General features: G+C 63.2%; 22 protein-coding genes. 16 read left to right on the top strand and 6 right to left on the bottom strand.

Annotated features, from left to right (window positions below):
* The gene (locus JWP26_RS09985; RefSeq protein WP_299726612.1) at positions 1-768 is read left to right on the top strand and encodes an NTP transferase domain-containing protein; all 768 of its coding nucleotides are present in this window, start codon (positions 1-3) and stop codon (positions 766-768) included.
* Positions 765-1,274, top strand: coding sequence for an HAD family hydrolase (locus tag JWP26_RS09980; protein ID WP_299726609.1), 510 nt, complete (start codon positions 765-767; stop codon positions 1,272-1,274). Before JWP26_RS09985 ends, JWP26_RS09980 begins: the two co-directional genes overlap by 4 nt.
* Positions 1,275-1,365: 91 nt before the next feature.
* Here the strand turns inward: JWP26_RS09980 and JWP26_RS09975 are convergent, their stop codons facing one another.
* Together JWP26_RS09975 and JWP26_RS09970 are read right to left on the bottom strand one after the other, a co-directional pair.
* A complete protein-coding gene (locus JWP26_RS09975; protein ID WP_299726606.1) occupies positions 1,366-2,049 on the bottom strand; it encodes a glutathione S-transferase N-terminal domain-containing protein in 684 nt (227 codons plus the stop codon).
* Between the two features lie 52 nt (positions 2,050-2,101).
* A complete protein-coding gene (locus JWP26_RS09970; protein WP_299726603.1) occupies positions 2,102-3,064 on the bottom strand; it encodes an MBL fold metallo-hydrolase in 963 nt (320 codons plus the stop codon).
* A 124-nt stretch (positions 3,065-3,188) separates the two neighbouring features.
* On the opposite strand from JWP26_RS09970, the gene JWP26_RS09965 reads away from it, so the two are divergent.
* Positions 3,189-4,124 (top strand): LysR family transcriptional regulator, encoded by a 936-nt coding sequence (locus JWP26_RS09965; RefSeq protein WP_299726600.1) that lies wholly within the window; start codon positions 3,189-3,191, stop codon positions 4,122-4,124.
* An 8-nt stretch (positions 4,125-4,132) separates the two neighbouring features.
* On the opposite strand, the gene JWP26_RS09960 is transcribed toward JWP26_RS09965, so the two are convergent.
* Together JWP26_RS09960 and JWP26_RS09955 are read right to left on the bottom strand one after the other, a co-directional pair.
* Positions 4,133-4,969: an ergot alkaloid biosynthesis protein gene (locus tag JWP26_RS09960; RefSeq protein WP_299726597.1), complete on the bottom strand. Its 837-nt coding sequence runs from the start codon at positions 4,967-4,969 to the stop codon at positions 4,133-4,135.
* Positions 4,966-5,424 (bottom strand): nuclear transport factor 2 family protein, encoded by a 459-nt coding sequence (locus JWP26_RS09955; RefSeq protein WP_299726594.1) that lies wholly within the window; start codon positions 5,422-5,424, stop codon positions 4,966-4,968. The genes JWP26_RS09960 and JWP26_RS09955 overlap by 4 nt, the downstream gene beginning before the upstream one ends.
* 125 nt (positions 5,425-5,549) lie before the next feature.
* Here JWP26_RS09955 and JWP26_RS09950 point away from each other — a divergent pair, with 125 nt between their 5' ends.
* On the top strand, positions 5,550-6,107 hold the full coding sequence (locus JWP26_RS09950; RefSeq protein ID WP_299726591.1) for a TetR/AcrR family transcriptional regulator: 558 nt from the start codon (positions 5,550-5,552) through the stop codon (positions 6,105-6,107).
* A gap of 65 nt (positions 6,108-6,172) precedes the next feature.
* Here JWP26_RS09950 and JWP26_RS09945 read toward each other — a convergent pair whose 3' ends face one another.
* Positions 6,173-7,171, bottom strand: a complete 999-nt coding sequence (locus JWP26_RS09945; protein WP_299726588.1) for a LacI family DNA-binding transcriptional regulator — start codon at positions 7,169-7,171, stop codon at positions 6,173-6,175.
* A 24-nt stretch (positions 7,172-7,195) separates the two neighbouring features.
* On the bottom strand, positions 7,196-8,203 hold the full coding sequence (locus JWP26_RS09940) for a Gfo/Idh/MocA family oxidoreductase (RefSeq protein WP_299726584.1): 1,008 nt from the start codon (positions 8,201-8,203) through the stop codon (positions 7,196-7,198).
* A 197-nt stretch (positions 8,204-8,400) separates the two neighbouring features.
* On the opposite strand from JWP26_RS09940, the gene JWP26_RS09935 reads away from it, so the two are divergent.
* The 12 genes from JWP26_RS09935 to denD all read left to right on the top strand — a co-directional run.
* Entirely contained in the window at positions 8,401-9,693 is a 1,293-nt protein-coding gene (locus tag JWP26_RS09935) for an extracellular solute-binding protein (protein WP_299726581.1), read from the top strand.
* 126 nt (positions 9,694-9,819) lie between these two features.
* Complete coding sequence (locus JWP26_RS09930; RefSeq protein ID WP_367184105.1) at positions 9,820-10,707, top strand: carbohydrate ABC transporter permease; 888 nt, start codon at positions 9,820-9,822, stop codon at positions 10,705-10,707.
* On the top strand, positions 10,707-11,609 hold the full coding sequence (locus JWP26_RS09925; protein ID WP_299726574.1) for a carbohydrate ABC transporter permease: 903 nt from the start codon (positions 10,707-10,709) through the stop codon (positions 11,607-11,609). Before JWP26_RS09930 ends, JWP26_RS09925 begins: the two co-directional genes overlap by 1 nt.
* Positions 11,610-11,624: 15 nt before the next feature.
* The gene (locus JWP26_RS09920) at positions 11,625-12,701 is read left to right on the top strand and encodes an ABC transporter ATP-binding protein (protein ID WP_299726724.1); all 1,077 of its coding nucleotides are present in this window, start codon (positions 11,625-11,627) and stop codon (positions 12,699-12,701) included.
* 27 nt (positions 12,702-12,728) lie between these two features.
* Positions 12,729-13,457 carry a ThuA domain-containing protein gene (locus JWP26_RS09915; RefSeq protein ID WP_299726571.1) on the top strand — a complete coding sequence of 243 codons (729 nt, stop codon included), beginning with the start codon at positions 12,729-12,731 and terminating at the stop codon, positions 13,455-13,457.
* A gap of 295 nt (positions 13,458-13,752) precedes the next feature.
* Positions 13,753-14,208 carry a peptidoglycan-associated lipoprotein Pal gene (gene pal / locus JWP26_RS09910; protein WP_299726721.1) on the top strand — a complete coding sequence of 152 codons (456 nt, stop codon included), beginning with the start codon at positions 13,753-13,755 and terminating at the stop codon, positions 14,206-14,208.
* Between the two features lie 232 nt (positions 14,209-14,440).
* Positions 14,441-15,439 carry a tol-pal system protein YbgF gene (gene ybgF, locus JWP26_RS09905; protein WP_299726718.1) on the top strand — a complete coding sequence of 333 codons (999 nt, stop codon included), beginning with the start codon at positions 14,441-14,443 and terminating at the stop codon, positions 15,437-15,439.
* On the top strand, positions 15,424-16,692 hold the full coding sequence (gene tilS / locus JWP26_RS09900; protein ID WP_299726568.1) for a tRNA lysidine(34) synthetase TilS: 1,269 nt from the start codon (positions 15,424-15,426) through the stop codon (positions 16,690-16,692). The genes ybgF and tilS overlap by 16 nt, the downstream gene beginning before the upstream one ends.
* 378 nt (positions 16,693-17,070) lie before the next feature.
* Complete coding sequence (ftsH, locus tag JWP26_RS09895) at positions 17,071-18,999, top strand: ATP-dependent zinc metalloprotease FtsH (protein WP_299726565.1); 1,929 nt, start codon at positions 17,071-17,073, stop codon at positions 18,997-18,999.
* Positions 19,000-19,143: 144 nt separating this feature from the next.
* Positions 19,144-20,487 (top strand): phosphoglucosamine mutase, encoded by a 1,344-nt coding sequence (glmM, locus tag JWP26_RS09890; protein ID WP_299726562.1) that lies wholly within the window; start codon positions 19,144-19,146, stop codon positions 20,485-20,487.
* A gap of 181 nt (positions 20,488-20,668) precedes the next feature.
* Positions 20,669-21,400: a hypothetical protein gene (locus JWP26_RS09885; protein ID WP_299726559.1), complete on the top strand. Its 732-nt coding sequence runs from the start codon at positions 20,669-20,671 to the stop codon at positions 21,398-21,400.
* Positions 21,401-21,542: 142 nt separating this feature from the next.
* The coding region (gene denD, locus JWP26_RS09880; RefSeq protein ID WP_299726556.1) for a D-erythronate dehydrogenase at positions 21,543-22,427 on the top strand (885 nt) is incomplete at its 3' end.

Genomic DNA, 22,427 nt, shown 5'->3' with positions numbered 1-22,427 from the left:
GTGACCAAGATCGTTGCCGTTATTCCGTCGCACCTGGCCTCGGTTCGCTTCCCGAACAAAATCCTGTTTCCGTTCGCCGGCATGCCGATGATCGAACATGTGCGGCGCCGGGCACTGTTGGCCCAAGGCCTGCACAGCGTTGCCGTAGCCACCTGCGATGTCGAGATTGCCGACGCCGTAAGGGCTGGCGGCGGCGATGTGATCATGACCGCCGATACCCATCGCAACGGCACGACGCGCGTCGCCGAAGCCGTGGCGTCGCTCGATTGCACCCATGTCCTGCTGTTGCAAGGCGACGAGCCGCTGCTGCTGCCGCGCCATGTCGAGGCGATGATCGCTGCCATCAACGCCAATCCTGAAAACGACGCCTGGAACGCCACGGCGCCGATCAGCGAGCCCGAGGAACTGGACCGCCATTCCTTCGTCAAATATGCGATCAATGCGGAGGGAAGAGTGATCTACGGGTTCCGTCGGTCACCCTCGACCGCGGCTTTTGAGGACCAGCAGCGCTATATCCGCAAGGTGCTGGGCATCATCGCCTATCGCCGTGACTTCCTACTCGATATCGCCGCGGCTCCCCCCTCGCTGGTCGAGCGTTATGAATCCATCGAGCAGATGCGCATCGTGGAAGCCGGCCATTCGCTGCTCTCCGTGCCGGTCGAGGAAAGCCTGCCCTCGGTCAACGAGCCGCACGAGGCCGACATCGTGCTTGAGCATATTCGAGATGACCCAGAGCAGGCCGCATTGCTCGCGCGGATCCTGGCTTGACGCCCCAGCCGCTAATCGCCGGCCCGGAGCTGGCCGGGATCAAGCTGCTCTGCTGCGACATCGATGGCGTGCTCACCGATGGCAGCCTCTATTATGATGCCAGCGGGCATGCGCTGGTGCGCTTCCACGTTCTCGACGGCACTGGATTGAAGCTGGCCATGCACCATGGCATCAAGACCTGCTTCATCAGCCAGAGCCTTACGCCCATCATTATCGAGCGCGCCCGCGTGCTCGGCATCGATTACTGTCGGGTTGGCGTCGAAGACAAGTTGACGCCGGTGCAGGCGATCGCCGCGGAGCTGGGCATCGGCATGCACCAGGTTTGCCACATCGCCGACGACATCAACGACCTGACCTTGCTCGAGGCCGTCGGCGTGCCGGTAACGGTGCCGGCCGGCGTCGCCGCTGTCAAAGCGGTGTGCACATTCGTTACGGCAACACCGGGCGGGCAAGGCGCCGTGCGTGAACTTTGCGACGCCCTGATCGCCTCGCAGCTGGGTTCTTGAAGCCGCGGGGCTTTTGCAGTGAAGGGCCAGCTGAACCTGGCAGCTCTCGTCCGGACCGGGTGTCGAAACACCCGGTCTTACCCCTTTCCGCTCAAGCCACGGTGACCTCGTTCTGCGGGAACATGGCCTTGCGCGATTCCGCGTCGAGGTCGGCTTTGAACTGATGTTTGGTGCGCAGGGCGATGACTCCCGCCATGGCCGGGCGCGCGGCGATACGATCGACGAAACCCTTGAGGCTGGGATAGTCGGTCAGTCCTTTGTCACCGAGGATGAAGCCGGCCGAATTGGCCCAACCCCACAGCGCCATGTCGGCGATCGAGTATTCCGCGCCCGCCAGAAACGCTGACCGCGACAGGTGGTCGTCCAAAACCTGATAGTGCCGTTCGACTTCCTTGACGTAGCGGTTTTGCGCATAGGGAAGCGCTTCGGGCGCATAATGCAGGAAGTGGATCGCCTGGCCCGAGAAAGGCGAGAGGCCGGTGGCGACGAACTGCAGCCAGGACAGCATGGCGGCATTCGTGGCCACCTCGTCGGGAATAAACCGGCCATGCTTTTGCCCCAGATAGAGCAGGATGGCGTGGGAGTCGAAGACCGTGATGCCGTCATCCACGATCGCCGGTACTTTGCGGTTGGGATTGATCTGACGGAAAGCGGGATCGTGCTGTTCGCCCTTGAAGATATCGACCGAGATCGCCTCGTAGGGCAGGCCAAGCTCTTCGAGCAGCAGAGCGACTTTCATCGAGTTCGGCGTGGGGTGATAATAGAATTTCAGCATGATAAATCCTTTGGAAAATGCGGGGATCTGGCGGCCATGGATTGTGCGGCGGTCAGCGCATGACCGAATAGTTGGCCGGGACCCACTGGTATGCGCCGCCCTGCCTGCGGACGTGACCGAGGCCGGGGAAGGGCAGGTGGGCGCCGGCGATTAGGGAGCCGTGCGCGGCGACATCGGCGAATTCCTTGCCTCGCTCGGACGCCGCCTGGCTGGCGTCGCTATCGAAGGCGATGGTGACCCCGGGATGAGCAAACTGGATGGCTTCGACGTGGACCACGTCGCCCCAGATCAGCAGGCTCTGTCCTTCGCTCTCGACCAGAAAGCCGCTATGGCCGGCGGTGTGGCCGGGCAGGGCGACCGAATGCACGCCCGGCGCAAATTCGGTGGGGGCATCGAAAGTTTCCAACCGCCTGGTGTCCACGTAGGGCTGGAACGAAGCGATGGCGCCCTGGAAGAAGCCTTTCTGCGCATCGGGAGCGGCATCCAGATTGGCCTGGCTCAGCCAGTAATCGGCATCCGCCTTGGCGGCGTGGACGATTGCATTGGGGAAGACGGCTTTGCCATCCGCCGCGAGGCCGCCGATGTGATCGGGATGCATATGGGTGACCAGCACCTCGTCGATCTGGTCGGGCCGATAGCCGGACGCCTCCAGATTGGCCAGTAGTTTTCCCAGCGTCGGCCCGAACAGGGAGCCGGCACCGGTATCGACCAGAATCAACTTGTCGCCGGTATTGATCAGGAATGCATTGTCGGAGGTTTCGAGCGGGGCGGTCTCGAAGGATGCGGCCAGCTCGGCTTTGACCGCTTCGGGGGTGATATTGGTCAGCAGTTGATCGACGGGGAGATCAACCGTGCCATCGGAAAGCGCGGTCACCTCGTAGGCGCCGATCATGATGCGATAGTAGCCGGGCGCGGACGTCGTCTGTAGCGGGGAGGCGGCAAAGCTCGGGATCGCGGTGAGGGTGAGGCTGGCGAGCAGTGCCGCGAGAGAAAGGCGGGTCAATTGGGTGGTCATGGTTCAGGTCTCCTGGAACCACCAATGGGGCGGCTCCACATGTCCGGCAATCTCGTTATTTGCGTGTCTTGGAACAATCATCTAAAAGGCAAAAGCATTTTGCGAAAAACGCAAAGGAAAGTCTGTGCTGGAAACTCTGGTGGCGTTTGTGGCCGTGGCCGAAGCGGGCAGCTTTTCCAGGGTCGCCAAAGCGCAGGGCGTCGCCGTCTCGTCGATCACGCGCCGCGTCGAGTTGCTGGAGGCGGAGCTGCAAGCCAGGCTCTTCAATCGCAGTTCCCGGCGTCTGACCCTGACCGATGCGGGACAGCAGTTCTTGCCGCGGGCGCAGCACATTCTGGCGGAAATGGCAGAGGCTCGAGATGGGCTGGCTGCGCTCGAAGGCGAGCCGCGTGGGGTGTTGAGCGTAACCGCGCCGGCCATGTTCGGACGGCAACACCTGACGCCGGCGGTGATCAGCTTCCTGGCGCAATATCCGTCGCTAGAGGTGGAGCTGCACACTGGCGACGAGATTATCGACCTGTCCGAGCGCCGTGTCGACGTGGCGATCCGGCTCGGCGTGTTGCCCGATAGCGATCTGGTGGCTACCGCGATCGCGCCAGTCCGTCGCCTGCTTTGCGCCAGCCCGGATTATCTGGCGCGGGCAGGGCGCCTGGAACAGGTCGCAGACCTGCTCGATCATCCATGCCTGAGCGTGGCTTCGCTGCGCAATCCCACAGGGTGGTGGACCTTTGCGGGGGTCAATCGCGAGCAGGCGCTGGCTGTGCGCGGGCCGTTCCGTTCGGACGACACCGGTGCGCTGATGCAGGCCGCAATTGCGGGGCTGGGCATCGTGCACCTGGCCTCCTGGCTGGTGAGCGAGGATATCGTTGCCGGCCGGCTGGTGGAGGTTTTGCCCCACGCAGCCCAGCCGGCCAGGCTGACCGGGTCGGTGCATGCGATCCACATGCCGGGCCGATCCCATACCGCCAAGGTCAAGCTGTTCGTGTCCCACTTGCGCAAAAGTTTCGGCACGCCACCCTACTGGGAACGGGCTATGGCGGGGAGCCGCAACGGGACTTGAGGCGGTATCTACGCTTGCTTCCACGCCGCGGCATTCCGAATCACGAAGTCTTCGAACGAGCCTGGATCGCGGCCGGTGCTGTCAAAGACATGCTGGGTCGTCCTGTTCTCGGCGCCGAGGGAAATCGCGGTATCCATCGCGGCCAGGGTGGGGGCGAAGGCCGCCGGCACGCCGCCCCTGACAAACCAATCCGTCAGGTCGCTTGCCGTCAGCCGACGATGGCGGATATCGCGGCCCACGGCCCTGGCGATAAGCCGGGCGACCTCGTCATAGGACAAAGTGGCGGGGCCGGTCAGGATCAAGTCGCCATTGGCAAACTCAGAATCGGTCAGCGCTTCGATGGCGACGGCGGCAATGTCCTCGGCATCGATAAAGCCAACGCGGCCATCCTGGGTGGCCGAATAAATCGCGTCCTCGGCCAGGATGGTCGGACGGTGTTGCTGCTCGGAGAAATTCTGCATGAACCAGGTGGGGCGCAGCACGACCCATGACGGTACGTTCTGGCGAAGCCAGCCATGCACCGCGCCCATCACCGGGCCGTTCTCCTCCAGCGAAGAGGCGCTGAGCAGCACAAAGCGGGTGACGCCCTTATCCAAGGCACGTTCGAGGAAGGGCTGCATGACGGGCAACGGCTCCATCACGCCGGTCGGCGCCACGAGATAGATCGCGACCACGCTTTCAAGAGTGGCATCGTGGGTTTGGGGCAGTGACCAGTCGAAGTGGACCGTCGACGGCCCGGTCGCCGAGCGCGAGGCGACGCGGTAAGCAATGCCGCGTTCGGCCAACCGTGCGGCAACCCTGCGCCCGGTCTTGCCGCTGCCGCCGGTGACGAGGATCAAGCTCATGATTGCTGGCCTTCCCGGGTGGCGTGAGCGGCTTCACCCATGGCTTGCTGCAGGATCAATGGATTCCAGTAATCGAGGTAGCGCACGATATGGCCGTCCTTGACGGTGATGACCGAAATATAGCGCTGATTGTAGGGCAGGCGCGTCTTGGCGCCGCGGCCGATACAGGTGAATTCGAGGATGAAGACACCGGGCTCGAGGCTTTTGTGCACCACCAGATCGTGGAACCCGTCGATCTCGATCATGCCTTCAAGGCTCGCCAGATGCGCGCTCAGGGCGGCGCGCCCCTCGAGCCGCGGGGCAGGGCCGGCCGTGAGGTATGGAAATTCGACGACGCCGTCCTCGGCCATCATCGACAGGAATGTCGTCGCGTCGCGGGCGAGACTATCGCCAAGAGCGGTTCGGAGCAGACCGGCGAAGTTCGCCATGGTGTCTGGACTTGTAGTGGTGTTCATCGGATAACCCCTATGGATGGAACGATTGTGTTCCGTCCTCATATAGAGCCGTTTGGATGATACGCAAGCGTTCCGACGAAATAACTGGGCAGAGACCGCGGCGGGCGCCCAGCGGGGCGGCGATCATGCAGCCCGCCGTCACCGACGCCCTGACGCGGGCGCTGTTCGAGGAATGGGCTGATTACGGCTATGTGGGGATCAGCCTCGAGCGGGTTGCGCAGCGGGCTGGAGTGGGTAAAGCCGCCCTCTATCGACGCTGGCCTTCCAAGCTCGCCATGGTCGCCGAGCGGCTGGAAGACGTCGGCATCGAACTGGCGCCCATTGTCGATACCGGCACGCTCGAGGGCGACGTCGCGGCGATGCTCTATCAGCTCCGCCGCGTCCTGCGGCATCGGCTGGTGCGCCGTATCCTGCCGGATTTGCATGCCGAAATGCAGCGCAATCCGGCATTGGCGGGCGGCGTCAGGAGCCGCGTGCAGATCGAGCGCCGCCAGCGTGCAGCATCGATCCTGGAACGGGCAATCGCGCGGGGCGAACTCCCGGCCGATGCGGATGCCGACCTCTTCAACGATGCCGCAGGCGGCATGCTGTATTGGCGCATGATCATCACGCGCGAACGGGCGGATCGGCACTATGTCGAGGCCTTGGCGGGCTTCGTTGTCGCCGGTCTTCGAAAGACCTGAATGGCGACTTGGCGGGCCTGGAAAGCCGCTGATGACGATTGGGTCGTCCATGCGCCCAAGAGCGGTTACCTGGGCGCCGGTCCGGTACTCTGACGCCAACGAACTATGCAATTGACGACGTGTTGTTCGGGCGGGGCGGTCGGGGGGCGCTCGATGAGTTCGATCAACGCGTCGCTGATCACCCCATGCGGCGGCATGACGGTGGTGATCGAGTGGGAATCCCAGTTGGAGAGCGACACGCCGTCATGACCCACAATTGCCAGGTCGGCCCCGATCTTGAGGCCGAGCAGGGTGGCGGCATCCTGGGCGCCGATGGCCATCAAGTCGTTGGCGCACACCAGCACGTCCGGGCGCAGCCGGCGCAACAGCAGCACGGCTTCCTTATAGCCTGACTCATAGGAGTAATCGCCGTGCTCGACGATTTCGAAGGCCATGCCATGCCGTTCCAGGGCATCGGCGAACCAGCGCATGCGCTGCTTGTCGATATGGCTGGAGGCGCGGCCTGATAGGTAGACGAAATGCCGGCGGCCCTGGCCCACCAGATGATCGACGATTTGCGCCGTGGCTGCGGAAGCGTCGAGCCGGACGTCGAATAGGTCGCGACCCTCCAGCGGCTCGGATGACGCGACGATCAGCGTCGCCGAGCGGAAAATGTCGAGAGCGTCATCGACCGAAACCGCGTCGGAATAGAGCACCACGTGATCGACCTGATAGGTGGAGGCGATGCGCATCAAGTGGCCGCGGTCCTCGTGATTGGCGCAGCACAGCAGCAGCGGCATCAGCTCGCGCTCCTGCAGGCGGTGGATCAGCAGGTCCAGCCCCTCCGCCTCGGCCGGATTGGCGACGGTGTTAACGACCAGCGCCACCAGCCGCGAGCGGCTGTTGTTGAGCGAGCGGGCCATGGCATTGGGACGGAAGCCATGTTCGGCGGCGAGCGCCAGGACGCGCTCGCGGGTTTCGGGCTTGATGGCTGGATCATTGGAGAAAGCGCGGGAAATCGTCGCGGATGAGACGCCGGCAAGCTTGGCCAGTTCGACCGATGTCAGGCCCTTGCGGCGAATCATAAGCGTTCCCTAACGGCCCCCGGATCAGGCCGCGCCAGTTTCTATCGCAATTGGCTCGCCGTCGCGAGCGGCGGATGCCTTGATGGCGTCCCACAGCCGGGCGAAGCGCAAGCCATTGGCGACGGTGGATGGATTGGCCATGCGGCCGTCACGTACGGCCTGGAAGGTGTGCATCGGCGTGTCGCGGATTTCGCTTTCCTCGCGTGGTTCTGCCACGCCCTCGACGGTGACTTCGCGCCACTTGCCCCAGGCATCGATGCGGATGATGGCTTTGGTGTAAAAGAAGGTGATGGCGGACTCGCAGCCGGGAGGGCCATCGCCGGCGGCGTTGAAGGTGACGAGCGCGCCATTGCTCAGGCGTGCCGCAACAGCGCAGACAAGATCAACCTTGAGGCCGCGATTGTTGGTGAAGGCGCTCAGCCGCTCGAACTCGCTGTCGGCGAGCACGCAGACGGTGTTCATCATGTGGGCGCCGGTATCGAACATGAAGCCGCCGCCGGAAATGGCCGGATTCTGCTTCCACTGGCCGGCATAATTCTTGGCCCAGCCTTCCCAGATCGAGGCATTGACGCTGACCAGATCGCCGAAATCGCCGCGGCGGGCGCGATCCTTGGTGTCGTGCACGAGGGGGGAGAGCCCACCCTGGAAGGCGATGACCACGGTCTTGCCGGTGCGTTTTTCGGCTTCCACCAGCGCCAGCGCTTCCTCGACAGTGGTGACCATCGGCTTTTCCAGCAGCAGGTCATAGCCGGCTTCGATCACCGCCAGCGCATTGGCGCCGTGGAACACGTGAGGGGTAGACACATAGACCGCGTCCATCTTGCCGGCCTGGGCTTTGAGCATCGCCTCGGCATCGGGATATTCGATGGGGCGGGGCGAGCCTGCGGCCTCGACGACATCGCCAAAGCGTTGACGCGACAGGATACTCACCTCCGCCGTGGCGACGATCTCGACATCGCTCATCGCGGCCCAGCCGCGCGCATAATCGGCCGCCTTGAGGCCCGCCCCGATGACACCCAAACGCAAAACCATGTCGTCAATCCTCCCGTTTGCGGACACGTGTACATCACCCGACAAAGCCTCGTAAACGGCAAAATGACCGAAAAATGCGAACTAGATACAAAATGGAAGAGACGTTCGATTTTCGCTTGCCGTGAAAATGTAAGCGTGTACATTGTTAGAGTGTCAGACAGACGCCAGCAGCAAAACGGGCTGCACAGGGAGGAAAGATGAATAGATTGATCGCAGGTGGCCTTGCGGCCATTGCCATGAGCTTGCTTGCCGGCACAGCCAACGCCGAGACCTTGCGCGTCGCGCTGCATGGCCAGGCAGGCATCGATGCCTTTACCCCCACTGCCGAGCGCATGGAGAAGGAACTCGGCGTCACCGTCGAGATCGTCGAATATCCGGCGCCCGACAAGGACTACATGACCAAGCTGTTGACCGAGCTGGCCGCCGGCAATGCGCCGGACCTGTTCTCGATCCCCGGCGCTTCCGACGTGGCCGACATGGTCGCTGCCGGCTATCTCGCACCGGTTGGTGCCGAGCTTGCGGCCTGGCCCGGCTACAAGGACTTCGTGGATGTGGCCAAGCAGCTTGCCGTCAGCCCCGATGGCGAGACCTATGTGATGCCCTATATCCTGGGCATCCAGCAGATCTATTTCCGCCGCGACCTGCTCGAAAAGGCCGGCATCTCCACCGAACAACCCAAGAGCTGGGCGGACCTGCTCGACCGCGCCAAGGAAATCAAGGCCAAGACCGGCGCTTACGGTCTGCTGTTCCCGGCAGGCACCAGCTGGGGCGGCGGCGCTTTCGCCGAAGGCTTCTCGCACCTGATCATCGGCTCTTCGACCCCCCAGATCGTCACCGACGACGGCAAGTTCGACCTGAGCGGCAAAGGGGTCCTCGATGTCTTCCAGTTCTACAAGGACTTGATCGACAACGACCTGATGCCGGTCGATCCGCTGCTCGGGCCTGAGCCCTGGGTGATCCCCAAGTATGAAATGTTCCCCAAGGGCGAGCTGGCTGCGACCACTTGCGGCTCCTGGTGCTACATTTTCGATTGGGGCCGCGAGAGCAAGAACCCCATCCCCAATGTGACCACGGTCGTGGGCACCTGGGCTGATCCGGGCCAGGAAAGCGGCGAATTCGTGCTGGCGGGTCTGGGTGCGCCCTGGGCCGTCAATGCCAAATCCGCCAATCTCGAACTGGCCAAGAAGGCCCTGCTCGAAACCGGCTCGGTTGATAACCAGATCGAAACGGCTGCCCGTATCGGCAATATTCCGTCCAGCAATGCCGTGCAGGCCGACCCACGCTTCCAGGCCCTGACGGAACTGGTTCCGATCCAGGCTGCCGCCAACCACGGCACCTATCTCAAGCAGGCAACCGGCATGTCCGCCGTGTCCGAAGGCGTGGCTCGTGCCACCGAAGCCCTGCTGCGCAAGGAAACCGCCGCTGCCGGCGCCCAGGCCATCCTGGTCGACTATGTCAAGCAGACGCTCGGCGACGAAGCGGTCAAATAAGCATCGGGTTCTCCTCCCCGCCGATGCCTCGAGACGCGGCCCATGCCGCGTCTCTCTCCTCTTCACAAAGCGTGGCGCTCGTGGCGTCGCTATCCCTCAACCTGATCCACCGATAGGCGGCAAGAGATGGCCTTTGACGCGTTCCAGAAGCGTAGAGAGCGGCAGCTATTGAGGCTGTTATTGCCCGCGCTGATCCCCCTCGCTGTGCTGATCATCTATCCGGCGCTCTATTCGGTCTATCTGAGCATGACCAATGAGGCGCTGACCGGCCTTGCGGCTGCCAAGCCCCGCTTTGTCGGCGCCGCCAATTACTTCCGCCTGTTCTCCGATGCGCGGTTCTGGAATTCGCTGTTCGTCACTTTCGTCTTCGTCGTCGGCTCGGCCATTATCGGCCAGTTCGTCATCGGCTTCATCGCCGCGCTGGCACTGAAGCGCAAGATTGTGGGCGGTTCGGTGTTCGGCGCCGCGATCCTGTTGCCCAACGCCGCGCCCGAAGTGGTCGCCGGCTTCATGTGGATTTCCATGCTGGCGGGCGGCGATCACGCCACGCTGAGCAAGATCCTGATCGCGCTCGGTCTGCCCTGGGCCGACTGGCTGCAGACCTTTCCGCTGTTCATGGTCACCATGGTCAATACTTGGCGCGGCATCGGCACCGCCATGATCCTGCTCACGGCAGGCTTGAGCGCGGTGCCCACCGAAGTCTATGAGGCGGCGCGCATGGATGGGGCCAATCCGCGCCAGATGTTCATGCGCATCACCCTGCCGCTGATGGCGCCGACGATCTTCCTCTACATGCTGATTTCGACCGTCTCGACCATCTCGGTGTTTGGCCTGGTCTATGCGCTGACCCGCGGCGGTCCCGGCGGCAAGACCGAGGTGATCAGCGTCTATATCTACAACCAGTCCTTCACCAACTTCCAGCTCGGCTACGGCGCGGCTGGAGCGGTGGTGGCGCTGGTGGTGTCGCTGGCCCTGGGCATCGCCTATGTCCGATCCTTGAAGGTGGAAGTCTGATGGCCGGCGTCAATTCTCCGCGCCAAGGCGCCTATACGGCCTTGGCCTATGTCACGCTGATCGTGATTTCGATCTTTTGCCTCTTGCCATTCATCTGGATGGCGCTGGCTTCGGTCGACAGCAATGCGCAGCTGTTCCTCAAATGGCCCGATAGCTGGACCTTCGACAATTACATTCGGGTCTTCGCCGAAGAAAACGGCGTGCGCTGGTTCGCCAATTCGCTGTTCACCGTGCTCAGCGCCACGATCCTCGTGGTGATCATTTCGGGGCTCGGCGGCTATGCGCTATCGCGATCCAAGGCCTGGTGGAAGCAGCCCTTCCTCTACGGCATCCTCTTGATCCGGGTGCTGCCGTCCACGGCGCTGCTGGTGCCGCTCTACAAAATCCTGCTGACCGCCAATAACGGCATGGGCGCCCTGGTGCGTCCGTGGGCGGGCGAGAACTACCGCGCCATCATGCAGATGGTTGGTTTTATCGATGGTTATCTGGGCCTGATCATCGTGCTCGCCACTGGCCAGTTGCCGCTGGCGCTCTGGATCATGAAGGTGTTTTTCGACGGCGTGCCCAAGGACTACGAGGAGGCCGCGATCCTCGATGGCGCCACGCTGGTGCAGCGCATTCGCCGCGTGCTGATCCCGCTGGCGTTGCCGGGGCTGGCTGCGGCCGGGCTGTTCGCCTTCATGTCGGCCTGGGGCGATTTCCTCTTGCCGCTGATCCTGTTGTCGTCGCCTGAATTGCAGACCCTGCCGATCGGGCTGTTCCGCGCGTTCCTGCGCATCAACGAAATCGACTATGGCCTGCTCGCGGCCATTGCCACCATCTACCTCATCCCGGCCGTCATCGCCTTCAGCTTCGCGCGGCGGTTCCTGGTCCAGACTTTCTCCGGCGGCGTCAAAGGTTAAGCCATGACCACTCCCATGATTCAGCTCTCCGGTGTTCGTAAAAGTTTCGGCGCAGTCGGCGTCATCCAAGGCGTCGATATCGAGGTCGAAGATGGCGAGTTCTCCGTCTTCGTCGGTCCCAGCGGCTGCGGCAAGTCGACCTTGCTGCGCATGATTGCGGGGCTTGAATCCATCGATGGCGGCGACCTGATCCTCAACGGCCAGCGCATCAACGACGTGCCGCCGGACCAGCGCGGCATCGCCATGGTGTTCCAGTCCTATGCGCTCTATCCGCATATGACGGTGGCGCAGAATATCGGCTTCTCGCTTGATCTGAAGAAGGTACCCAAGGCGGAGATCGCCAAGGAAGTCCGCCGCGTTTCCGAGCTGTTGCAGCTTTCGGACCTGCTCAATCGCCGGCCGGCGGAGCTATCGGGCGGCCAGCGCCAGCGGGTCGCGATCGGTCGCGCCATCATCAAGCGGCCGCGCGTCATTCTGTTCGATGAGCCGCTGTCCAATCTCGATGCGGCATTGCGTGTGCAGATGCGCGCCGAGTTGCAGAAGCTGCATCAGGAATTGCGGCCGACCATCGTCTATGTGACGCATGATCAGGTCGAGGCCATGACCATGGCAACGCGCATCGTGGTTCTCAACAAGGGTCGGGTGGAGCAGTGGGATACGCCCATCGAGCTCTACAATAACCCGGTCAATACGTTCGTGGCCGGGTTCATCGGCTCGCCGCGCATGAATCTGGTTGCCGGCAGCATCGTCGGCAATGCCTCGACGCAACACTTCAAGGCCAATGCCGGCTGGATGGTGAGCATGGATGGGCGCTCGCTGGCTGGTGTCGTCGGGCAACAGGTTACGCTGGGTATTCGCCCGGAAGATATCCGCCCGGTCGCGAGCGCCAGCGAGGCCGATATGCAGGCCAGCATCGCCATCGTCGAGCGCCTCGGCGCCGAGACCTATCTCAACGTTCGCAATGGCGAGGACACCCTATTGGTCCGCGCCCAGGGCGATCTGGCCATGAAGAGCGGCGAGACTGTGCAACTCGCCATGAACCACGCCGCCTTTCACCTGTTCGATCAGTCCAACAACGTCATCGCGGCCTGATCCCGCTATCATCTACGGAGACTCCCCGTGACTATTCGCCTGACCATGTGGAACGAAGGCCGCCACGAAAAGAACGACGCGCCGGTCGCCAAGATCTATCCCGATGGGATGGATGGCGCGCTGGCCGCCGGGCTGACCGACCGCGATTTCACCATCGAGCGCCGCACCATCGATGACGAAGAGCAGGGTCTGACCCAGGAATTGCTCGACCGCACCGACGTGCTGACCTGGTGGGGTCATGTCGCCCATGACGAGGTCCAGGACAAATATATCGAGCGCGTGCAGCAGCGTGTGCTGGCGGGCATGGGCCTCGTGGTTCTCCACTCCGGCCATCACTCCAAAATGTTCCGCCGCATGATGGGCACCAATTGCAACCTCAGCTGGCGCGAACTGCCCGAAGGCGACCTCGAACGCGTCTGGGTGACCAATCCGGCCCATCCCATCGCCGACGGCATTCCGCCGTTCTTCGAAATTCCGCAGTCGGAAATGTATGGCGAGCCCTTCGATATTCCGGCCGCCGACGAGATCGTTTTCATGAGCTGGTACAAGGGCGGCGAAGTGTTCCGTTCGGGGCTCACCTTCTATCGCGGGCTGGGGCGCATCTTCTACTTCTCACCCGGCCACGAGACGTTCCCGATCTACCACAATCCGCTGGTGCAAAAGGTCATCGGCAACGGCATCGAATGGGCCATGCGTCCGCATAGGGGCGCGCGCAAGTTGGACAACTGGCACCGGAAGGAGCCGATCCACCGCTAGTCTTGGGGGGTGCGGCCGCACGTCCGCACCCCGTGGACTCGGAGCGCCCCGTCGCGCAAAGCTGCGCCCCACTTAACCTTAACGTGACCACATCAGCACCTGTGGCTAATCTGCACCATCTCGAAAAAGCCCGGATTCCCGCCACATTCCAGCCGTGAAGGGCAACAATTAACTATACCGGCAAACCCGGTCTTAAGATTAAGCGCGGTAAATGGCGTCCTTAAGATTATCGCCTTTCAGGAGCTTCCCCGTGCACATCAACGCACCCATCAAGACCGCATTGCGCGCCGCCGCCATGCTGCTTTTCGTCGTCGCGATCGCGGCCTGTTCGCGTACGCCCAATAGCAATGCTGGCATGACCGGTGTCGGCAATCTCGGGCCCGGTGGCGGTGCTCCGGGCAGCCAGCAGGAATTCCTCGTCTCGGTCGGCGACCGCGTGTTCTTCGAAACCGACTCGTCCTCGCTGACCTCGACCGCTACCGCGACCCTCGACAAGCAGGCTGCCTGGCTCAACCAGTATGCCAATTACCGCATCATGATCGAAGGCCATGCCGACGAACGCGGCACCCGCGAATACAATATCGCGTTGGGCGCCCGCCGCGCCTCGATCGTGGTGAATTACCTGGTGTCGCGTGGCGTTAATGCCCAGCGCATCACCTCCAAGTCGTTCGGCAAGGAACGCCCAGTGGCGATCTGCAACGATATCTCGTGCTGGAGCCAGAACCGCCGCGCGGTCACTGTCGTCCAATAAAAATCGGCTTTCCTCACAAGGGGAAGCCTAATCCATCCAGTGCAAACTGGAGGCAAGAGCGCCGGGTGCCCTTAATTGGCCCCGGCGCTTTCTTTTGACCAAATTTCGACTTTATTGCGTGGCCGCTACAGATCATGCTGTCGCCTCCCCCTGGCGACCCTTTGGAGGCCTTCCGTTGACCGCTCACCCCTTTCGATCCCGAGGACGAACGCTGGCGCTTGCGTCAGTGCTGATGCTCGGCGCCGCCGCCCCTTCGCTGGCGTTCGGCGTTTCGCCCTTGCCCCCCGCCGATATCGGCGGCGTGGTGATGAGCGATGCCCAGCCGGCGCGCATTCATGTCGCGCAGAGCCAGGAATCGGCGCAACTGGCGGTGCGCATCCAGCAGCTCGAAGAGCAGATGCGGGTGCTCAACGGGCAGATCGACGGGCTGACCTTCCAGCTCACGCAGATGCAGACCCTGGTCGAACGCATGAGCCAGGACAATGAGCAGCGCCTGACGGCGCTGGAAGGCGGCGCGCCGGGAAAACCCCAGGCGGCAACCCAAACTGATGGCGCCAAGCCGTCCGAGGCGTTGCCGCAGGACCCCAATGCCGTGCCGCTGACCGACATTCCCCAGCAGGGCATCAAGCCGCTGCCCGGCGAAGAAGAAATCGATCCGAGCTTCACCGATGGCAGTACGCCGGCCGACACGCTGGGCAATTCCGGCGATCCGCTGGTGGGCACCGGCAATGGCGATCAGGCCATTCCGCTGGGCACCGGCGCCGCCGTGCCGGTGGGGGAGGCTCCGCCGATGGATTTGAGCTTTGATCCCAAGGCGCCCGCCGCCAATACGGGCGATGCCGATGCCGACGCGCAATTCAACGCCGGCTATGAGGCGATGACGCGCGGCGACTACGCGTTCGCGGAAACTCAGTTCACGCAGTTCCTCGATCTTTATCCCGACAATGCCAAGGCCACCGACGCCTCCAACTGGTTGGGCGAGGCCCTGATCCAGCGCGCCGCCTATGACCAGGCGGCCGAAGTGTTGCTTAATGCCTTCCAGAAGGCGCCGGACAATCCACGCGCGCCGGACCTGCTGCTCAAGCTGGGCGTGTCGCTGTCGGGCGCCAAGGAGCGCGAAACGGCGTGTCGTACATTCGCCGAAATCGACAAGCGCTACACCAATCTGACGCCGGCCTTCCTGACGCGGTTGACGGCGGAAAAGACCAAGGCCGAATGCCCGCCAGCGTAAACCTCAATGACCCTGCGGCGCTGGAGGCGATCTTCGCCGCCGTCGCCGAACTGCCTGCCATCGCGCTGGCGGTGTCGGGCGGTGCCGATAGTCTGGCGCTGATGGTTCTGGCCCAGCGCTGGGCCAGCGGGCGCGAAGGGGCGCCGCGCCTGCAGGTCTATTCGGTCGACCATGGCCTGAGGCCGGAAGCGGCTGACGAAGTGGCCATGGTTTTGTCCGTGGCCCAAAGCCTGGGCATGCCGGCGACGGGCCTGCGCTGGAGCGACCCCAAGCCGCGATCCGGCGTGCAGGAAGCGGCGAGAATTGCCCGATACCGGCTGATGGGCGCGGCAATGGCTGCCGATGGCGTGCCAGTGCTGCTGACCGCCCATCATCGCCAGGACCAGGCTGAAACGGTGCTGATGCGGCTGGCCCATGGCAGCGGCGTCGAGGGCCTCCGGGGCATGGCGAGCATGACCACGGTCGAGGGCGTGCGTGTGCACCGGCCCTTGCTCGATCTGGACCCTGTCGCGTTGCAAACGGTCGTCGCCGAAGCCGGGCTGACGCCGGCCCAGGACCCCTCCAATACTGATCCGCATTATGAGCGCGTGCGCTGGCGCAATGCCATGCCGGCCCTGGCCGAGCTGGGGTTGGATGCGCCGACGCTGGCCCGCTTTGCCCAGCGCATGGGCGAGGCCGATGCGGCGATCGCCCAGATGGCCGACAGCTATTTCGAAGCCCTGGTCACGCTGGACGGTTTTGGCGCCGCGCGGATCGACCATGCCGATTATGCGGCGCTGAGCCCGGCAATCGCCGTGCGCCTGTTGGGCCGGGTGTTGAACATCGTGGGGGGGCGGCAGAAGCCGCGGGCGCTGGGTCTGGTCGAACGGCTGCAAAACACGCTGGCTACCGGCGACCTCGCCAAGGCCGCGACGGCGCATGGCTGCGTGGTGCGCACCAGTGGCGGGGCGATCCTGGTGGCCCGCGAGCCGGGCAGGGCGCTGCCGCCCGACGCGATGCTATTGCCGCATTCCGAACTGGTCTGGGACCAGCGCTTCCTCATCGTCAACGGCTCGGGCGAGGCGGGGTTGACCGCCAGCGTCGCCGATTACCTGCCGCGCCACCGGCTGGAGGAATTTTTGGGCTTCAAGGTGACGGCGCCCGCCGAGGCCATCCGCACGGCGCCTATCGTGCGGGATGAAGCTGGCGGAGTATTGTCGCTAGGCGGCTGGTCGTTTGATGAGCGGATCAAGGTGACGCTGCTGATCGATTGAGGGGGCAACAGTCAGGACCAACCGAGAACACCGCCTCCTACCTCCCCCATGGGGGAGGTTTCTCTCCACTCTTGGAACTGTATCGAAGCCCCACCCGCCGGCAGACACCTCCCCCTTGATGGGGGAGGCCGGGAGGGGGTGTCTTTGGCCCCAATCGATCGGTTCCCGCTTCTGACCCCATGTTCGCTTAGCTGCGATACTGTCGTGCTCGCCCCGGAACTATCCAACTGCTCAGTGCGTATTAACCCATTAGCGATGAAAAGACTGGACGCGACGCCCAAAGGGCCGCAGGGCTTGCCCTTGTAACGCCCCAATGGGGGACATACATTCGGCACACCAAAACCGGCGATTTGCGCCGACCCTCCCGGGACAGGATTGATGAACGGAAATTTCCGCAACTTCGCCATCTGGCTGGTGATACTTTTTATGCTGATGGGCCTGTTCCAGGTCTTCCAGTCTTCGACCCACACTGCTTCCGTCTCCGACAAGAGCTATAGCCAGTTCGTCACGGACGTGAATGCGGGCAAGGTCACCAGCGTCATCATTACCAATGATGTCGTCACCGGCACGATGACCGATAGTTCGCGCTTCGAAACCACGCTCCCGGCCGGCGCCGATATCATCACGCGCCTTGAGGACAAGGGCGTCTCGATCACCGCGCGCGAGCCGGAATCGAGCCCGTTCTGGTCGATCCTGCTCAGCTCCTGGCTGCCCTTCATCGTCATCATCGGCGTCTGGTTCTTCTTTATACGGCAGATGCAGGGCGGTGGCCGTGGCGGCGCGATGGGCTTTGGCAAGTCGCGCGCCAAGCTGCTCACCGAAACCCATGGCAAGGTGACGTTCGAGGACGTCGCCGGCGTGGACGAGGCCAAGCAGGACCTTGAGGAAATCGTCGAATTCCTGCGCGATCCGGGCAAGTTCCAGCGCCTGGGTGGTCGTATCCCACGCGGCGTGCTGCTTGTCGGCCCTCCGGGTACCGGTAAGACGCTGCTGGCCCGTTCGGTCGCCGGCGAAGCCAATGTGCCGTTCTTCACCATTTCGGGTTCGGACTTCGTTGAAATGTTCGTCGGTGTCGGCGCGTCTCGCGTTCGCGACATGTTCGAGCAGGCCAAAAAGAACGCACCCTGCATTATCTTCATCGACGAAATCGACGCCGTCGGTCGCCAGCGTGGCGCCGGTCTCGGCGGCGGTAACGACGAACGCGAACAGACCCTCAACCAGTTGCTGGTCGAGATGGACGGCTTCGAGGCCAATGAAGGCATTATCCTGATCGCCGCGACCAACCGTCCCGACGTTCTCGATCCGGCTCTGCTGCGTCCCGGTCGCTTCGACCGTCAGGTCGTCGTGCCGAACCCCGACGTGTCGGGTCGCGAAAAGGTGCTCAAGGTTCACGTCCGCAAGGTGCCGCTGGCTCCCGATGTGGATCTCAAGACCCTGGCGCGTGGTACCCCCGGTTTCTCGGGCGCCGATCTGATGAACCTCGTCAACGAAGCTGCATTGCTGGCGGCGCGGCGCAACAAGCGCTTCGTCACCCATGCTGAGTTCGAAGACGCCAAGGACAAGATCATGATGGGCGCCGAGCGTCGCACCATGGCCATGTCGCAGGACGAAAAGAAGCTGACCGCCTATCATGAAGCCGGTCACGCCATCATCGCGCTGAAGGTTGCGGGCATCGATCCGATCCACAAGGCGACGATCATCCCGCGTGGCCGTGCCCTTGGCATGGTGATGACACTGCCGGAAAGCGACAGCTATTCGTTCAGCCGTGAGAAGGCGCTTGCCCGTCTCACCATGCTGTTCGGTGGCCGCGAGGCCGAGATGATCAAGTTCGGCCCTGAAAAGGTGACGAGCGGCGCTTCGGGCGATATCCAGATGGCGACTTCGCTCGCCCGTTCGATGGTGATGGAATGGGGCATGAGCGAAAAGCTTGGCCGCGTCCGCTACAAGTCGAGCGAGCAGGAAGTGTTCATCGGTCACTCGATGACCCAGTCCAACAATATGTCGGACGACACCGCCAAGCTGATCGACCAGGAAGTGCGTAAGCTGATCGAGGATGGCGAGGCTTCGGCCAAGGAAATCCTCACCACCTACCACGACCAGTGGGAGGCGATCGCCCAGGCCCTGCTCGAATACGAGACGCTGACCGGCGACGAGTTGCGCGCCCTGATGGACGGCCAGCAGCCGATCCGTCCGGACGACACCGGTCCCTCGACCAAGGCGACGGGCGTTCCCTCGGCCGGCAAATCGGGCAAGAAGCGCCCCGATGCACCGCCGGAAGGCGGGCTCGAGCCACAGCCGGGCAGCTAATCAGTCTGGTCTAGTTTTAGGGGCCGCCTCCGGGCGGCCCTTTTCCTTTTTGGAAAACTCCGCTATTCCGCCCAAAAGTGGTATTATCGGACGCGTGGGACAGACGCGCTGAGTATTGCGCGCACGGCAGGGAAGAGACAGCACATGGCCAGGAAGTATTTCGGCACGGACGGGATTCGCGGGCTGGCCAATGGCTCCAAGCTCACCCCCGAACTGGCGCTCAAAATCGGCATGGCCGCCGGCCAGACTTTCGTGCGCGGTGACCACCGCAACCGCGTGGTGATCGGCAAGGATACGCGCCGCTCCGGCTATATGCTCGAAACCGCCCTGACTGCCGGCTTCACTGCCGTGGGCATGGATGTCTACCAGCTCGGCCCGATGCCGACGCCGGCCGTCGCCATGCTGACGCGTTCGCTGCGTGCCGATCTGGGCGTGATGATTTCGGCCTCGCACAATCCCTATGACGATAACGGCATCAAGCTGTTCCGCCCCGATGGTTACAAGCTCAGCGATGAGCTGGAAGAAGAAATCGAGGCCATGATCGATAGCGACATGACCCAGTTCCTCGCCCATGGCCGCGATATCGGCCGGGCCCATCGCGACGAGGATGCCAGCACGCGCTACATTGAATATGCCAAGCGCACGCTGCCGCGGAACATCGACCTGGCGGGCCTGCGCGTGGTGCTCGATTGTGCCCATGGCGCCGCCTACAAGGTGGCTCCCGTGGCGCTGTGGGAGCTGGGCGCCGAGGTCTTCACCATCGGCGACAAGCCCGATGGCTTCAACATCAATGAAAAGGTCGGCTCCACCGCTCCCGAGGCCGTTGCCGCCAAGGTCAAGGAAGTGCGCGCCGATATCGGCATTGCGCTCGATGGCGACGCCGACCGCGTCATCATCATCGACGAAAAGGGCAATGTGGTGGATGGCGACCAGTTCATGGCCGTGATCGCCCAGAGCTGGCTGGAGCGCGAAATGCTGGTTGGCGGCGGGATCGTCGCCACCGTGATGTCCAATCTGGGCCTCGAGCGTTATCTGGGCTCGATCGGGCTGACGCTGGAACGCACCCAGGTGGGCGACCGCTATGTGCTCGAAGCCATGCGCTCCAAGGGCTTCAATGTGGGCGGCGAACAGTCCGGCCACATTATCCTGTCCGATTTCACCACCACGGGCGATGGGCTCGTGGCGGCGCTGCAATTGCTGGCGGTGCTCAAGCAGCAGGACCGCGAAATCTCCGAAATCTGCGCGCGCTTCGACAAGGTGCCGCAGCTCTTGCGCAGCGTGAAGTTCAAATCCGGCAAGCCCCTGCAGCACAAGCAGGTGCTCCAGGCGATTGCCGATGGCCAGGCCATGCTGGGCCTGGGCGGGCGGTTGGTGATCCGCGAAAGCGGCACCGAGCCGGTGATCCGCGTCATGGGCGAAGCTGACGATGCGGCCCTGGTGCTGACCGTCGTTGGCCAGATCGAAGCGGCGATCCGGGACGTCGCCTGAGCCTCATCTATTAAGGTTGTTTTAACGGCTGCCAGCAACGTCGCGGGCCGCTAAGTATAGGTGCTCGCACCTATTTAGCATCCCATTAGGGTTAAAGCTTTAGGTTAAGTGAGCTTTAAGGAAATTGCCCGATATTGGGGCCAATCGACTGGTGTCGTGGCAACCCAAAGGACGAATTTCCATGCGCAAGCTTACAGCTGCGATTCTGGTGGCAGGAGCCACTCTGGTGGGCGGGCCGGCAATTGCCGCCGACTTCCCCGAATATCCCCCGATCATCGATGTTCCCGATGTCGACTACGGCGTGCAGGGCTCGTTCTACCTGCGCGGCAGCGCGGCCTGGAATACGCTCTGGGCCAAGGAAGTCCAGCATCCCACCGCGACCCCCAACGTCTTTGCCATCGATGGCAATGGCTACGGCTACTCGGTCGGCGCCGGTTTTGGCTACGAGACCGGCACGGGATTGCGCGTTGACGCGACCATCGACTATCTCGGCAACGAAGACCTGCAGGCCACCGTTCCAGACGGCACCATTGGGGTTGAGCCTGGCGTGCACAAGCTGTCGCTGCGCTCCACCGTGGCCCTGGCCAACGTCTATTACGATTTCGGCTTCGGTAATGGCGGCTATGGCGCCAGCGGCGGTGCCTTCGGCTATGTGGGCGCCGGTGCCGGCGTTGCGCTCAACGACTTCATCACCACGGGCCCCGGTCCTGCCGATACGCGCGATACCAATCTGAGCTTCGCCGCAGCCGGTATGGTTGGCGTGGGCTATGATTTCGGCGCGGTTGTGGCCGATATCGGCTACCGCGCTCTCTATATCAATTCGATCGACAACAACGCCGCGCCGGCCCCCTACAGCATTGCCAATAACTGGGTCCACGAACTGCGCACCTCGGTGCGTTACCGCTTCAACTGATCCCATCGCGGCAAGGGCAGGGGCCACGCTGCCTGAGCCGACGTGAATGACTAGATCGGCGCCTCACGGCGCCGATTTTGTTTTTGTCGACTGGACAATTTCGCCTGAACAATGGTGATGTGCGCCCGCAAGGGAGAAACGCATGAAGGTCTTGATAATCGGCGCCGCGGGAATGGTCGGGCGCAAGCTGACGACGGCGCTGTTGCAGGCGGGTACGATCGGCAACGCGCCGATCACGGGCATGATCCTGGCCGATGTGATCGCGCCGACGAAGCCGGATACGGCGATCCCCACCCAGACCATCGCGGCAGACCTGTCGTCCCGCGGCATTGCCGAGCATCTGCTTGCCGACCGCCCCGACGTGATTTTCCACTTGGCCGCGATCGTTTCCGGCGAGGCCGAGGCCGATTTCGAAAAGGGCTATCGCATCAACCTCGACGGCACCCGCCTGCTGTTCGAGGCGATCCGCCATGCGGGCGCCGTTGAAAAATACTGCCCGCGCGTGGTCTTCACCTCGTCCATCGCGGTGTTCGGCCAACCCTTCCCGGCCGTCATTTCCGATACCCAGCACCACACGCCGCTGACCAGCTACGGCACGCAGAAGGCGATCTGCGAGCTGCTGCTGGCCGATTATTCGCGGCGCGGTTTCCTCGACGGCGTCGGCATTCGCCTGCCTACCATCGTGGTGCGGCCGGGCAAGCCCAACAAGGCGGCCTCGGGCTTTTTCTCGGGCATTCTGCGCGAACCACTGAACGGGCAGGAAGCAGTGCTGCCCGTCGCCGATAGCGTGCGCCACTGGTTTGCCAGCCCGCGCGCCGCCGTCGGCTTCCTGCTCCACGCCGCAACGCTCGACACCGCCCGGCTCGGCGCGCAACGTAACCTCTCCATGCCGGGCATTAGCGCGACCGTGGCCGAGGAAATCGCGGCGCTCGAACGCGCCGCCGGCCCCAGGGCCGTCGCCCTGATCCGCCGCGAACCCGATCCCACCATCGTCAAAATCGTCGACGGCTGGGCGCAGGATTTCGAC

The organism is Devosia sp., assembly GCF_028290435.1.
Lineage (GTDB): Bacteria > Pseudomonadota > Alphaproteobacteria > Rhizobiales > Devosiaceae > Devosia.
Note: the sequence above shows the minus strand (reverse complement) of the source record. Positions and strands in the feature narration are given on the sequence as shown.

What these genes read in the sequence shown, in the direction of transcription:
- JWP26_RS09975 (WP_299726606.1), bottom strand. Translation starts at nt 2,049, where the DNA reads ATGCTGAAATTCTATTATCACCCCACGCCGAACTCGATGAAAGTCGCT.
- JWP26_RS09970 (WP_299726603.1), bottom strand. Translation starts at nt 3,064, where the DNA reads ATGACCACCCAATTGACCCGCCTTTCTCTCGCGGCACTGCTCGCCAGC.
- JWP26_RS09960 (WP_299726597.1), bottom strand. Translation starts at nt 4,969, where the DNA reads ATGAGCTTGATCCTCGTCACCGGCGGCAGCGGCAAGACCGGGCGCAGG.
- JWP26_RS09955 (WP_299726594.1), bottom strand. Translation starts at nt 5,424, where the DNA reads ATGAACACCACTACAAGTCCAGACACCATGGCGAACTTCGCCGGTCTG.
- JWP26_RS09950 (WP_299726591.1), top strand. Translation starts at nt 5,550, where the DNA reads ATGCAGCCCGCCGTCACCGACGCCCTGACGCGGGCGCTGTTCGAGGAA.
- JWP26_RS09945 (WP_299726588.1), bottom strand. Translation starts at nt 7,171, where the DNA reads ATGATTCGCCGCAAGGGCCTGACATCGGTCGAACTGGCCAAGCTTGCC.
- JWP26_RS09940 (WP_299726584.1), bottom strand. Translation starts at nt 8,203, where the DNA reads ATGGTTTTGCGTTTGGGTGTCATCGGGGCGGGCCTCAAGGCGGCCGAT.
- JWP26_RS09935 (WP_299726581.1), top strand. Translation starts at nt 8,401, where the DNA reads ATGAATAGATTGATCGCAGGTGGCCTTGCGGCCATTGCCATGAGCTTG.
- JWP26_RS09930 (WP_367184105.1), top strand. Translation starts at nt 9,820, where the DNA reads ATGGCCTTTGACGCGTTCCAGAAGCGTAGAGAGCGGCAGCTATTGAGG.
- JWP26_RS09925 (WP_299726574.1), top strand. Translation starts at nt 10,707, where the DNA reads ATGGCCGGCGTCAATTCTCCGCGCCAAGGCGCCTATACGGCCTTGGCC.
- JWP26_RS09920 (WP_299726724.1), top strand. Translation starts at nt 11,625, where the DNA reads ATGATTCAGCTCTCCGGTGTTCGTAAAAGTTTCGGCGCAGTCGGCGTC.
- pal (WP_299726721.1), top strand. Translation starts at nt 13,753, where the DNA reads ATGCTGCTTTTCGTCGTCGCGATCGCGGCCTGTTCGCGTACGCCCAAT.
- ybgF (WP_299726718.1), top strand. Translation starts at nt 14,441, where the DNA reads ATGCTCGGCGCCGCCGCCCCTTCGCTGGCGTTCGGCGTTTCGCCCTTG.
- tilS (WP_299726568.1), top strand. Translation starts at nt 15,424, where the DNA reads ATGCCCGCCAGCGTAAACCTCAATGACCCTGCGGCGCTGGAGGCGATC.
- ftsH (WP_299726565.1), top strand. Translation starts at nt 17,071, where the DNA reads ATGAACGGAAATTTCCGCAACTTCGCCATCTGGCTGGTGATACTTTTT.
- glmM (WP_299726562.1), top strand. Translation starts at nt 19,144, where the DNA reads ATGGCCAGGAAGTATTTCGGCACGGACGGGATTCGCGGGCTGGCCAAT.
- JWP26_RS09885 (WP_299726559.1), top strand. Translation starts at nt 20,669, where the DNA reads ATGCGCAAGCTTACAGCTGCGATTCTGGTGGCAGGAGCCACTCTGGTG.